This is a genomic window from Cupriavidus sp. SK-4, from assembly GCF_000611125.1.
GTDB classification, from domain to species: Bacteria; Pseudomonadota; Gammaproteobacteria; order Burkholderiales; family Burkholderiaceae; genus Cupriavidus; species Cupriavidus necator.
On the sequence record NZ_JFJW01000090.1, the window covers coordinates 5,127 to 18,015 of the forward strand.

11 protein-coding genes and 1 pseudogene are annotated in these 12,889 nt (G+C 68.7%); 5 read left to right on the forward strand and 7 right to left on the reverse strand.

Features of this window, described 5'->3' with window-relative positions; translation table 11 throughout:
• The 6 genes and pseudogenes from CF68_RS38480 to CF68_RS19475 form a co-directional block, all read right to left on the reverse strand.
• Positions 1 to 1,307, reverse strand: a pseudogene (locus CF68_RS38480) (hybrid sensor histidine kinase/response regulator); the annotation flags it as partial.
• 145 nt (positions 1,308 to 1,452) lie between these two features.
• Positions 1,453 to 3,666 (reverse strand): methyl-accepting chemotaxis protein, encoded by a 2,214-nt coding sequence (locus CF68_RS19455; protein ID WP_035821877.1) that lies wholly within the window; start codon positions 3,664 to 3,666, stop codon positions 1,453 to 1,455.
• 105 nt (positions 3,667 to 3,771) lie between these two features.
• Positions 3,772 to 4,329 (reverse strand): chemotaxis protein CheW, encoded by a 558-nt coding sequence (locus CF68_RS19460; protein WP_013955791.1) that lies wholly within the window; start codon positions 4,327 to 4,329, stop codon positions 3,772 to 3,774.
• Positions 4,330 to 4,384: 55 nt separating this feature from the next.
• Positions 4,385 to 4,756: a PleD family two-component system response regulator gene (locus CF68_RS19465; RefSeq protein ID WP_010813015.1), complete on the reverse strand. Its 372-nt coding sequence runs from the start codon at positions 4,754 to 4,756 to the stop codon at positions 4,385 to 4,387.
• A gap of 43 nt (positions 4,757 to 4,799) precedes the next feature.
• Positions 4,800 to 5,291: a response regulator gene (locus CF68_RS19470; protein WP_035821879.1), complete on the reverse strand. Its 492-nt coding sequence runs from the start codon at positions 5,289 to 5,291 to the stop codon at positions 4,800 to 4,802.
• 329 nt (positions 5,292 to 5,620) lie between these two features.
• Positions 5,621 to 5,791: a rubredoxin gene (locus tag CF68_RS19475; RefSeq protein WP_010813017.1), complete on the reverse strand. Its 171-nt coding sequence runs from the start codon at positions 5,789 to 5,791 to the stop codon at positions 5,621 to 5,623.
• Positions 5,792 to 6,032: 241 nt separating this feature from the next.
• Between CF68_RS19475 and hemL the strand changes: the two genes are divergently transcribed.
• The 4 genes from hemL (at position 6,033) to CF68_RS19495 (ending at position 9,447) form a co-directional block, all read left to right on the forward strand.
• Entirely contained in the window at positions 6,033 to 7,325 is a 1,293-nt protein-coding gene (hemL, locus tag CF68_RS19480) for a glutamate-1-semialdehyde 2,1-aminomutase (protein WP_035821880.1), read from the forward strand.
• Positions 7,326 to 7,425: 100 nt separating this feature from the next.
• Positions 7,426 to 8,052 (forward strand): LemA family protein, encoded by a 627-nt coding sequence (locus CF68_RS19485; protein ID WP_035821882.1) that lies wholly within the window; start codon positions 7,426 to 7,428, stop codon positions 8,050 to 8,052.
• Positions 8,053 to 8,065: 13 nt separating this feature from the next.
• Entirely contained in the window at positions 8,066 to 8,923 is an 858-nt protein-coding gene (locus CF68_RS19490; protein WP_035821883.1) for a YgcG family protein, read from the forward strand.
• A 20-nt stretch (positions 8,924 to 8,943) separates the two neighbouring features.
• Entirely contained in the window at positions 8,944 to 9,447 is a 504-nt protein-coding gene (locus CF68_RS19495) for a TPM domain-containing protein (RefSeq protein WP_035821885.1), read from the forward strand.
• A 9-nt stretch (positions 9,448 to 9,456) separates the two neighbouring features.
• On the opposite strand, the gene CF68_RS19500 is transcribed toward CF68_RS19495, so the two are convergent.
• On the reverse strand, positions 9,457 to 10,746 hold the full coding sequence (locus CF68_RS19500; protein ID WP_084187338.1) for a nitrate/nitrite transporter: 1,290 nt from the start codon (positions 10,744 to 10,746) through the stop codon (positions 9,457 to 9,459).
• Between the two features lie 81 nt (positions 10,747 to 10,827).
• Here CF68_RS19500 and CF68_RS19505 point away from each other — a divergent pair, with 81 nt between their 5' ends.
• Positions 10,828 to 11,802 carry a LysR substrate-binding domain-containing protein gene (locus tag CF68_RS19505; RefSeq protein WP_035821888.1) on the forward strand — a complete coding sequence of 325 codons (975 nt, stop codon included), beginning with the start codon at positions 10,828 to 10,830 and terminating at the stop codon, positions 11,800 to 11,802.
• Positions 11,803 to 12,889: the final 1,087 nt, after the last annotated feature.

Sequence of the window (12,889 nt, forward strand, 5' to 3'; positions counted from 1 at the left end):
TGCCCGCCGTGCATGGCCGCCTGCGCCAGGCAGCGCTGCAGCGCCGGCTGCCCGAGCGGCTGCGCGGCTTCGGCCAGCGCGGCCAGCGCGGTTTCCCAGCCGGCCGGTTCGCCGGCGGCGGCGTGCTCAAGCCCGGCGGCGGCCTGCTGCAGGTTGCGCGTGTCGATCGGGTCGAGCCAGCCGTAATAGCGCTGGCGGAAGTCCGCATTGGCAAGCGCGTGCGCGGGGTCGAGGCGGAATGCCGCGAGCGTGCGCGCAATATCGGCACGCAACGCGGCACGCGGCTCAGCCACGCCATCGCCGTCACCGGCCCCGTCGCGGGCCAGGCCGGTGCAGACCAGCAGGAACACCGCGTCGTTGAGCAGCGCCTGCGGCACGCGCACATGGCCCTGCAGGTACTGGCGCAGCAGCAGGTTGGCGCGGCCCGCAAAGCGCTTGGCCAGCAGGTCGGAAGGCAACAGGCCAAGCCCCAGCGCGCGGAACACCAGCCCCAGCACATGCCAGACCCCGCGATCCGGATGATCCGCCGCGCGGCGCGCCTCCTGCTCATTGGCGCGCACCTCGTCCAGCGCCGCGCACAGCGGCAGCCAGGCTTCGCGCAGCAGCGCCGCGTCGGTGCACGGCGCAGGCAGGCGCAATGCCTTGAGCAAGGCCGATTCAAACTGCTGGCGCGCACGCATGACCGGCGCCGGGCCCTTTGCCGGCAGCAGCATGCCGGGCAGCATCTGCAGCTCATCGAGCCACAGGTCGGCCGGATGCACGCGCTCTTCGCCCAGGTGCGCCAGCACGCCCGCGTAGGGCTGGAACAGGCGCAACGGTGCTTCATCGTCGCCGGCCATCAGGTCGTCGACATACTCGGCCAGCGCCTGCACGCCGGCGCGGAATACCGCCAGCGCCTCGGGGCCGGCGGCAACGGTGCCGGCGTCGATGGCTTCGAGCAGGCGGCGCAGGGCCTGGCAATACGGATCGGTGCCGCGCAGCCCGACGATATGCACCGCGCCGGCGGCCTGGTGCAAGTGCTGGCCGGCCAGCCGCAGCGAGGTGGTGTCGCGCGCGCCCAGCGCTTCGGGCGCCTGGCGGACCTCGTCGACATAGTGGCCAAGCTCGGCGGCGGCGTCTTCCAGCGCGCTGCGCAGGCTGGGCGCAAGCCACGCCAGGCCGGACAGGTCGCGCGTGGGAGCGCCTGGATCGGGAACAGCTGGCGCGCTGGCGGACGGCGGCGCCGGAGCCGGCTCGGGCACGGCGCCGGCGTCAGCCGGTGCGCCGGCTGCGGCGCCATCGCGCGGGACAGGGAAATTCAGTGACATGACGGCTTCCAGTGCGGCGCCCGGAGGGCGGCCGCGGGCAACCTGCCGCAACAGGCGGCAGGCGCGGTGTTGGCATGGAGCGCGTGGCCGCTAAGCCCGGTAAGGCCGCGGTGCGCGGAAGCGGTCGCAGGCGTCATCCGGCCACTCAGGCGATCTTGAATCGCGACACGGAGTTGCGCAGCTCTTCGGTCAGCAGCGTCAGCTGGCGCACTGACTGCGCGGTTTGCCGCGTGCCGGTGGTGGTCTGCTCGGTGACCTGCAGGATGCGCTCGATATGGCGGGCCACGGTGGTGGCCAGGTCAGCCTCGTGCGAGGTGGACTGCGAGATCTGCTCGATCAGCTCGGCCAGCTGGCGCGACACGCGCCCGATCTCGACCAGTGCGGCACCGGCGTTGTCCGACAGCCGCGCCCCTTCCACCACGCCCTGCGTGCTGCGCTCCATGGCGTGCACGGCGTCCTGGGTATCGGTCTGGATGGTGCGGATCAGCGCGCCGATCTGCTTGGTGGCCTCGCCGGAGCGTTCGGCCAGCCGCTGCACTTCTTCGGCCACCACCGAGAAGCCGCGGCCGGCCTCGCCCGCGGACGCGGCCTGGATGGCGGCGTTCAGTGCCAGCACGTTGGTCTGCTCGGTAATGTCCGAAATCAGCTCGACGATTTCACCGATCTCCTGCGACGACTCGCCCAGGCGCTTGATGCGCTTGGAGGTTTCCTGGATCTGCTCGCGGATGTCGTTCATGCCGGTGATGGCGTTCTGCACCGCCTGCTGGCCCTGCTCTGCGGCCGACAGCGAGGCGCGCGCCACGTTGGCGGACTCGGCCGCGCCGCGCGACACCTGCGTGATGCGGTCGGCCATCTCCACCACCGATTCGCCGGTCTGGCGGATCTGGCGCGACTGCTCTTCGGTGGTCGACACCAGCTGGGTCGAGGTGGACTGCACCTGCCCCGAGGCCTGCGTCACCTCGCCGGCGGTCTGCTGCACCCGGCCGACCAGTTCGCGCAGTTCTTCCACGGTGTAATTGACCGAGTCGGCAATGGCGCCGGTGATGTCCTCGGTCACCGTGGCCTGGCGCGTCAGGTCGCCGTCGGCGATGTCCTGCAGTTCGTTCATCAACTGCAGAATCGCCTTCTGGGTGTTGTCGTTGTTGCGCTTTTCATCCAGGCGGCGGGACTCGGCCTCGCGCTCGCGCGCCTCGGCTTCCAGCGCGCGCACGCGTGAATCGCGCAGGTACAGCGCCGCCAGGCCTACCAGGCACAGCAGCGTCATCGCCGCCGAGACCACGGTCGCGCCCAGCGTCACCGGGCGCACGCGCGCCGACTGCGCGTAGGCGCGCTGCAGCGCCGAGAGTTCGCCGCGCAGCGCCTCGTTGTCGTTGAAGATCTGCTGCTGCGCGCGCTTGGCGGCAATCAGGCCCGGCAGGTTCTGCAGGATGGTCTGCGTGGTTTTCTGCACTGCCTCAAAACGCTGCGACAACTGCTGCAGGTAGCCGCGCGTCTCTTCATCGGTGGCCGCCGACAGGCGCAGCGCCTCGCTGCCGTTGAGCAGGCCGTCCAGCGATTCGCGGAAGGTGTTGGTGTCCTTGCCCAGCAGGAACGCGGTTTCGGGGTTGACGCCTTCGCCGGCCAGGAACTCGTTCAGGTTCTTGCCCAGGCGCTGCGTCAGCATCACCAGCTGCGCCGAGGCGGCCACCTCGCGCGCGTTGGCGCCGGACTGCAGCTTGATTGCCGCGACCTGTTCGGCGGATTCCAGCAGCTCGGGGTTGGAAGCGTTGAAGATCTGCAGCGTCTGGCCGATGGTGGTCAGCACCGGCTGCTGCGCCAGCACGTCGGCGGCGCTTTTCTCGGAGCGCTTCCACGATTGCATCGCGGTCTCGAGCAGCGGTTCGGCCGCGCCGGTGGTGGCGCGCACGCGCTTCTCGTCGCTGCCTTCCTGCAGCGCCTTCAGGTCGCCCGCCAGCGCGTCTTTCGACTGGCGCAGCTGGGTGAAGGCCTGCGCATTGCCCAGCAGCGCCACCGGCACCGCCTTGCCCAGGCGCTGCGAGTGCATCAGCATGTCGCCGGCGATCTCGATCTGCGCGGCGGCGTTGTTGGCGATGCGGTTGTCCAGGTACACCGAGCCAAGCAGCGCCACCAGCGACACCACCACGCCCACCGTCAGCAGCCGCTGCTGCGACGAGAACGGCATGCGCCCAAGCCAGCGCGTGACATGCTCCATTGGCGTGGCGCCCAGGCCGTCGGCGGATGGGGGTGCCGGTGCGGGTTCCGGGCCGCCGGCATAGGCCATGCCGGGCCCGCCCGCCAGGCCGCTGGCTGCTTCGGCTGCCGGCGTGCGCCGGCCCAGGCTGAATTTCTTGAAACCCATGGCACCCTCTTCCGTTTTTTTCGTTGTCATGCCCGGCGGCTCGTGCCGGGTGCCGCAGGCCGTGGCCTGCGCGTCATTCTTGTATCTTGTAATTGGCGGCGGGCCTCAGGCCGCAACCCGTCCCACCTGCAGGAAGGCCGGCGCGTCCAGCAGCGCGCGCACGTCCAGCACCTGCCAGTCACGCCCGTCGCGGTCGGCAAAGCGTTGCCCTTCCCATGCCGGCGTGCCGGCCGGTGGCGGCGCATCGCCGTGCGGCAGGCTCAGGTCGGCGGCGTGGCGCAAACCCGCCACGCGCGTAGCCAGGATCGCGCAGGCGCGCTCCACCTGGCGCGACAGCACCACGATCTTGCTGCCGGGCTGCAGCGGCGTTGGCGCGCCGCCGCAGAACAGGCTGAAGTCGATCACGCCCAGCAGGCTGCCGCGCGCATTGACCAGGCCGCTGTACCACGGCTGCGTCAGCGGCACCGGGCTGGGCGGGCGCATGTCGAGCACCTCGCCGGTATCGGCCAGCGGCAGCAGCCAGTTGCGCGCGCCCACCTGCAGCGCCAGGTAGCTGTCGGCCGCGGGCAGGCTGCGCGCCTCGCGCAGGCGCCGGGCCAGCATGGCCTGGTAGTCCTGCAGGCGGGTCTGGCGGGCGCGGAGGTCTTGGCGTGGCGCGTTCATCTGGCGGTCCCCGGAACAGGTGGCAGTGGCTTCCCGTACGGCCTGCGCTGGCAGCTCAGTGCGCCAGCGCGGCGATCTTGCCCAGCAGCTCTTCGCCGTCGACGGGCTTGACGATGTAGTCCGACGCGCCCTGGCGCATGCCCCAGATGCGGTCGGTGTCCAGGCCCTTGCTGGTGCACATGATCACGGGGATGTCCTTGAAGCGGTCGTCGCGCTTGATCGCGCGGGTGGCCTGGTAGCCGTTCTGGCCCGGCATCACCACGTCCATCAGGATCAGGTCGAAGCTCTCGGCCTGCAGGCGCGCGAAGGCCTGGTCGCTGTTGCTGGCAACCGAGACCTTGAAGCCGCGCTTGCCGAGCAGGTCGGACATGAACAGGGCTTCGGTGGGGGAGTCGTCGACGATCAGGATCTTGTTGATGGCAGTCATGAGGTTTTCCTTCGATTCGTACATGGCGTCGCGTGCATGCGCGTCAGGCAGGCAGCACGTAGCCCGCGGCCTGGCATGGCAGGCAGGCCTGCACGGCGTGCAGCAGCGCTTCGCGGGTAAAAGGCTTGGCAAGATGGTCGTGCGCGCCGACCAGGCGGCCGCGCGAGCGGTCGAACACGCCGTCGCGCGAGGACAGCATGATCACGGGGATGGCGTGAAAGCGCGGACTCTTCTTGATCAGGGAGCAGGTCTGGTACCCGTCCAGGCGGGGCATCAGGATGTCGCAGAAGACCAGGTCCGGGTGCAGCTCGCCCACCTTGGCCAGCGCCTCGAAGCCGTCTTCGGCCAGCACCACCTGGTATCCCGCCTGCGACAGGAAGATCTCCGCGGTGCGGCGGATGGTGCTGGAATCATCGATGACCAGCACCTTGCGGCGCGGCTGCGCCGTGGTGTCCGGAATGGAAACGCCAGGCGCCACACCCTGGGCGCCGGCGGTATTGACCCGCTGGTTTTCTTCTGTTTGAGCGACCCGCATTGTTGTTCCCGCGACCAGCTGCCCCTTGCGGAGCGCCGGCAAGCACTAGAGAACACCCGTGCGGAGCAGCGCGACCCATGCGCGCCCCGACGGACCCCCGACAATTCTTGTTTCCCTTCCAAGGCCGGGCTGTGCCCGGCAGTGGCGGTGCGTGGAACCCGCACCTGCCTACCGTCCCCCCACTGAAGGCGGATGGACGGCCAGTCATTTTGCAACAGAGTGTGACAAGACGCCGGGGGGCCGTCAATCCGGTCCGGCCGCGGCCGGCCGGCGTTCTGTCGCATCGGCGCGACGCGCGCCCGGTTATTGTTCTTCTGGGGGACGTCGCCTCAGATGGCGACCATCTCGAAATCTTCCTTGCGCGCACCGCATTCCGGGCAGGTCCAGTTGATGGGCACGTCTTCCCACCGGGTTCCGGGGGCGATGCCGTCTTCCGGCGCGCCTGCGGCTTCATCGTAGATCCAGCCGCAGATCAGGCACATCCAAGTCTTGTATTCCATAACAGGCTCTGGCCACTCTCCATTAAAATCCAGCGCAGATGGTACCGAAACCGTGCCGCCGGCGCCAGCCGGCGGCCGCCAGAATCGTGCCAGATCCGCCGTGTTCGCGCATGTTAGCGCCCTGTTAGCGCCTGATTGGCGGGCAATTGCAGCGAATTTCCGCTGTTTTTGCCGCATGTCAACGATAAGTCCCGGGCCCGCCGCACACGATCCCTGCAGTCCTTGTCCTCACCTCAACGCCATGTCCCGTAATCAGCAGCTCTTCGACCGCGCCCAGCAGACCATTCCCGGGGGCGTCAACTCGCCCGTGCGCGCCTTCCGCTCGGTGGGCGGCACGCCGCGCTTCATCACGCGTGCCGAAGGCGCCTACATGTGGGACGCCGACGGGCAGCGCTATATCGACTACATCGGCTCCTGGGGCCCGATGATCGTAGGCCACGCCCACCCCGAAGTGGTGCGTGCGGTACAGGAAACCGCCGCGCACAGCTTCTCGTTCGGCGCGCCGACCGAGGCCGAGATCACCATGGCCGAGGAAATCTGCAAGCTGGTGCCGTCGATCGAGCAGGTGCGGCTGGGCTCCTCCGGCACCGAAGCCACCATGAGCGCACTGCGGCTGGCGCGCGGCTTCACCGGCCGCGACCTGATCATCAAGTTCGAAGGCTGCTACCACGGCCACGCCGACAGCCTGCTGGTCAAGGCCGGCTCCGGCCTGCTGACCTTTGCCGACACCACCCAGAACGCGCCGTCGTCGGCCGGCGTGCCGGCCGACGTGACACGCCACACCATGGTGCTGGAGTACAACAACGTCGAGCAGCTGGAACAGGCCTTCGCCAGGCATGCCGGCGAGATCGCCGCGGTGATCGTAGAGCCGGTGGCCGGCAACATGAACCTGGTGCGCGCCACCGATGCCTTCCTGAAGGCCATGCGCGACCTTTGCACCCGCGACGGCGCAGTGCTGATCCTGGACGAGGTCATGACCGGCTTCCGCGTGGCGCTGGGCGGCGCGCAGGCGCACTACGGCATCCGGCCCGACCTGACCTGCCTGGGCAAGGTGATCGGCGGCGGCATGCCGGCTGCGGCCTTCGGCGGGCGCCGCGACATCATGGCCAAGCTGGCGCCGCTGGGCGGCGTCTACCAGGCCGGCACGCTGTCGGGCAACCCGCTGGCGGTGGCCGCAGGCCTCGCCACCCTCAAGCTGATCCAGGCACCCGGCTTCTATGACCGCCTGGCCAGCCAGACCCGCAAGCTGGCCGATGGCCTGGCCGAGGCCGCCAAGGCTGCGGGCGTGCCGTTCGCGGCGGATGCCATCGGCGGCATGTTCGGGATCTACTTCCGCGACGGCGTGCCGGGCAGCTTCGCCGAAGTGACCAAGAGCGACACCGCGCGCTTCAACCGCTTCTTCCACGCCATGCTGGATCACGGCGTCTACCTGGCGCCGTCGGCCTTCGAGGCCGGCTTTGTCTCGGCGCAGCACGACGACGCCATCCTGGCGGCCACGCTCGAGGCCGCGCGCAAGGCGTTCGCGGCGGGCTGAGGCCATGCCAGGCAGGCGGCGCCCTGGTGCGCCGCCTGCACCTCTGGCGACAAGGGCGGTGCGCTACACTTGGGTTTTCGTCCAACCCGCGGAGTCTCAGATGCGCGCTTCTTCGTCCCCCTCCTTGCCCGGCAGCTCGCCGATGCTGGTCTTGCGCTGGCTGCTGCTGGCGGTCATGGCCAGCCTGCTGTCCGCCTGCGGCTACAACGACTTCCAGGCCAAGGACGAGGCGGTCAAGGCAGCCTGGGGCGAAGTCATCAACCAGTACCAGCGCCGCGCCGACCTGATCCCCAACCTGGTCAACACGGTCAAGGGCTACGCCACGCACGAGCGTGAGACCCTCGAGGCCGTGACCAAGGCGCGCGCCGCCGCCACCAGCATCCAGGTCTCGCCCGAGACCCTGAACGACCCCGAAGCCTTCAAGCGCTTCCAGCAAGCCCAGGGCGAGCTGTCCGGCGCGCTGTCGCGCCTGCTGGCGGTGTCCGAGAACTACCCGCAACTGAAGGCCGACGCCTCGTTCCGCGACCTGCAGTCGCAGCTCGAGGGCACCGAGAACCGCATCACCGTAGCCCGCCAGCGCTATATCGCCGCCGTGCAGCAGTACAACGTGCTGGCGCGCAGCTTCCCGACCAACCTGACGGCGATGATCTTCAAGTACCCGGTCAAGCCGTCGTTCACGGTGGACAACGAGAAAGCCATCTCCACGCCGCCCGCAGTCAAGTTCTGAGGCGGGCCACACCATGGGCCACACCCTGCGCTCGCCCTGGCGGCACGCCTCGCTGGCTGCCGCCCTGCTCTGGCTGGCGGCATTGCTGGCCGGCCCGGCGCTGGCGGCAGACGGGTTCGTCGCGGTGCCGCCGCTGACCCAGCGCGTCACCGACCTGACCGGCACGCTGACGCCGCAGCAGCGCGGCGCGCTCGAGAACGTGCTGGCGGAATACGAGCAGCAGCGCGGCAGCCAGATCTTCGTGCTGATGGTGCCCACCACCGATCCCGAGCCGATCGATGCCTACAGCATCCGCGTGGCTGACGCCTGGCGCGCCGGGCGCAAGGGCATCGACGACGGCGTGATCGTGCTGATAGCCAAGGACAACCCGCCCGGGCTGCGCAAGATGCGGCTGGAGGTCGGGCGCGGCGTGCAGGGGTCCCTGACCGATGCCATGTCCAAGCGCATCCTGCAGGACGTGATGGCCCCGCACTTCCGCCAGAACGACTTCTACGGCGGGCTGGCGGCGGGGATCTCGGCCATCCAGGCCACCATCGACAAGGAAGGCCTGGCGGCACCGCAGCGCAAGGCGCAGCAACAGTCCGGGCTGGCCGAGTGGCTGCCGGCACTGCTGCCGCTGGCGATCATCGTGTTCTTCTTCCTCAGTGCCATCCTGCGCCGGCGCGGGCCGCAGATCGTCACCACCCGGCGCGGACGCGACGTGATCGCCGGCGGCCTCGGCGGACTGGGCGGCTACACCATGGGGCAGGACTGGGGCCGCCGCGGCGGCTGGGGTGGTGGCGGAGGATTTGGCGGGGGCGGTGACAGCGGCGGCGGTTTTGGTGGCGGGGGCGGCGGCTTCGACGGCGGCGGCGCCTCGGGCAACTGGTGACAGCACAAGGAACGAAGACAATGCCGAATCTCCGACGTGCCCTGCACCATATCGCCACCACGGCCGGCGCAGCCCGCAAGCACTTTCCGGCCGAAGCCCAGCAGCAGCTGCATGAAGCCGTGCATGCCGGCGAAGCCAGCCACCGCGGCGAGATCCGCGTGGTGATCGAAGCCAGCCTGCCGGTGGGCGATGCCTGGGCCGGCGTCACGCCGCGCGAGCGCGCCCGCTTCCTGTTTGGCGCGCTCGAGGTCTGGAACACCGCCGACCATACCGGGGTGCTGCTCTATATCAACCTGGCCGACCATGCGGTCGAGCTGCTCGCCGACCGCGGCATCGACGCCAGCGTGGGGCCCGCCACCTGGCGCGAGCTGTGCGACGAACTGGCGCGGGGACTCAGGCAGGACCTGTCGGTACGGCCGGTGCTGGCCACGGTGGCGCGCATCCATGCGCTGCTGGCCACGCACTTCCCGTCCGACGGCGGGCACAACCCGAACGAGCTGGACGACCGTCCGGTCTTTCTCTAGCCCCCCGGCTCAGCGGGCGGCAGCCGCCTCGCGGCGAACGCGCCGCCCGCCCATCGCGTACCACACCGCCGCCAGCGCCTGCAGCGCCACCAGCCCGGCCCATGCCGTCAGGTGCGCCTCCTTCGGGTAATGGCCACCAATAGCGGGCCACAGGTCCAGTACGAAGCCGATACCCACCTGGCAGGCAAAGGTCGACAGGAACACAGTCAGCGTCAGCGCCGTGGTAGCCCTTCCGATCAGCGCATCCGGGAAACTGCGCGCCAGCACCGCATAGGTCAGGATGCCGCTGGAGCCGAACACGCCATAAGCCACCCACAGCAGCACCGGCGGCAGCGGGACTTGCGCCATCAGCAGCAGCTGGACCACGATAAAGGCGGCCATGCCAGTGCCGGCAAAGGCATACAGGCTCACGCCGATACGCTCCAGGTGACGCGCAGCCCAGCCCGCGCCGACGCAGCCGGCCATCATCGCGAAGCCGATCACCGAGACCAGTTGTGCGCTGCTGGCCGGATCGAAGCCGGGCACGTCGCGCAGGAACGCACCCACCCATAGCGTCTGCACCGCCATGAACACGCCCTGGTTGAGCAGTGTCAGCGGCACCACGCGCCAGAAACGTTCGCTGGCCAGGATCTGGCGCGTGCCGCGCAGTTGTTCGCGCAGGCTTTCCTTGCCAGCGCGCGGCTTGTCGGGCACGCCGAACCACAGCAGCACCGCCATCGCCAGCGATATGCCGGTCAGCCCCACGCTGATCGTGCGCCAGTCAGTCAATGACAGCAGCCACGACAGCGGCGCGCCGACCAGCACCGCGCCCAGGCCGCCGATGGCCATCACCACGCCATTGAGCAATGGCATGCGCGACAGCGGAAACCACATCGACAGCGCCTGGATGGTGGCACCCAGGCACACCGACACGCCCACCCCGATCAGCAGGCGGCCGGCGGCCAGCCCGGCCATGCCGGGCGCCAGCGCGAACACCATCGAGCCGGCCACGGCCACCAGCAGCATCACGGCCTCGGTGCGGCGCGGGCCGTAGCGGTCCAGCAGGATGCCCGCCGGCAACTGGGCGCAGGCGAAGCCAAGGAAGTAGAAGCTGGTGAGCAGGCCGAGGTCACCGGCATTGAGCCCGAGCTCGCGCGTCAGGTGCGGCGCAAAGCCCAGGTTGACGCCGCGGAACAGATAGGACACCAGGAAGCCCAGCGAGAATACCGCCAGCACGCGCCAGCGGGCGCCGGCAGCAGCACCAGGGGCAAGCCGCGCTTGCGAGGGCGCAGAAGACAAGTTCGAAGTCGTAGTCGTCATGATGGCCCGCATTGTCGTTCCTCCGGCAATTCAAGGCCAACGAAAGATACCCGCGGCAATTGTGAGTAGAATTTGACGGCCATGGCCAAATCCCCCGCCAAACCTGCCCGACGCCCCGTCCACCTGCCGCCGCTGCAAGCGCTGCGTGCGCTCGAGGCCGCCACGCGCCACCGCAGCTTCTCGCGCGCGGCCGAGGAACTGGCCCTGACGCACAGCGCCATCAGCCACCATATCCGCGCGCTCGAGACCAGCCTGGGCACCAAGCTGTTCCAGCGCACCGGCAGCCAGATGACCCCCACCAGCGTGGGCGCGCGGCTGGCCGAACAGGTGCGCGGCGCGCTCGACAGTATCGAAAGCGCGCTGCGCGAGGCCGGCAACAGCGCCGCACCGCCGGTAACACGGCTGCAGGTCAGCGTGATGGCCGACCTGGCCAATGCCTGGCTGATCCGGCGCCTGCCCAGCCTGCACGCCCAGGTGCCGTCGCTGGACCTGCACCTGCGGCTGCATGCGGAGATCACGCCGCCCGACCCGTACAGCGTCGATGTCGGCATCTGGCACCAGCGCATCGACCTGCCCGGCTTCGAATGCCACAACCTGATCGAGGACCATGTGATCGCGGTGGCCAGCCCGGCGCTGCTGGCGCGCTATCCCGGCTTCACGCTGGCCGACGTGCCGCGCCTGCCGATGCTGCGCTTTGCGCTGCGCCCCTGGCGCGACTGGCTCGAAGCCGCCGGCCTGCCAGGCGACGAGCCCGAACGCGGCCCGATCTTCCAGGATGCCGGCCTGATGCTGCAGTCCGCCGTCGCCGGGCTGGGCGTAGCCACTGCGCGCGCGCAGCTAGCGCACGATTACCTGGCCAGCGGCGAACTGGTGCAGATCGGGCCCACCCGCATCCCGTCCAGCCTCCATTACTGGGTCACCTGGCGCGAAGGCAATCCGCGCGAGAAGGCCATCCAGCAGTTCCATGCATGGCTGGAGGACCAGGTCCGGCAGGAAGCCGGCCACGTCCACCCTGCCGCCGACGGCAGCACGCCAGCCAAGCGGTTTCATGCATGAAATTGTTTGAGGCGCAGATGTTGGCAATACGAATCATTTTCGTCTAGGCCAGTGAAATCAAGGGCTTGGCGGATGCTGCAAGCCCTCCGACGGCCTGCCGCACGCGGGTGCCGCGGGCTTGCCAGAGCGGTCCGAGTTTCACGAACGCAACCAATTGGCACACCGTGCCAGCGTCCGTGAAAAATCTACCCGCCCCATCCAAAGAGATGAGATACGGCCGGGCCAGCCCTGCGCCGCATCGTGCAAACGCTTGTCAACGCGTCGATTCCCTCCACCCAACCGCACCCGCACGGCGTGCGCGGCGCCAAAAGGCTGAAGACAACCGCGGCCGCGCCAAGGTGGCTACCGATGTACAGAGTTCAAATTGTTGTAACGGAAATGAAACTACCCGGCGGCTTCACTCGCGTGCTGCATCCGAGTCCTGACGCCTGTGCGTTTGAAATTTTGCTCTCCCTCCTTCGGATGGGCATTGCCGGCGAAAAGTAGGTTTTTCGGCACCTGCTTGCCGCACACTGTGATCCCTGTGCCGCATTGCCCGCTCGCTAAATGCTGCATTGCAATATAAAAATCCCGCCGGATGTATCAAAAACGGAACGTTTTTGATCGCCAGCAATGGCCCAAGGCCAGCCGAAAATTTCCTTTTCCTTTTGTTATCAAGGAATTAGCCATATCTGGCACGTTCGTCGCACATATGTCCGCGCGAACAGAAGCCCGGAACAGGGGGACGTCTGAAACCGAAGCGGCAACACACTGGCACGCGTTCGCCGAAGATCAGTTTCAGGACGACCCCGCATCCCAGGGCGGGATTCGGACTGGCGCTGTAAGCGTGGGCCACGCGGCAGGAACTGGCCCGCATCGGCTGGCCAGGTTGCAGGGGTCGTCGACAAGATTAGCGGAGGTCGTTCAGGAACACGGGCCGCAAGCGGACGAAAAGCGGCCCGTGGTACCTGGACTATGCGGCACGCCACGGCTAAACGGGCGGCACGCAGACAACAACGGACGCATCGGCCAGGCCGGCGCATCCGGACAAGAAACGGGGTGAAGCAACAGCCTGCCATGCGGGCGATGCGAAGCGGCAGCCGCCCCG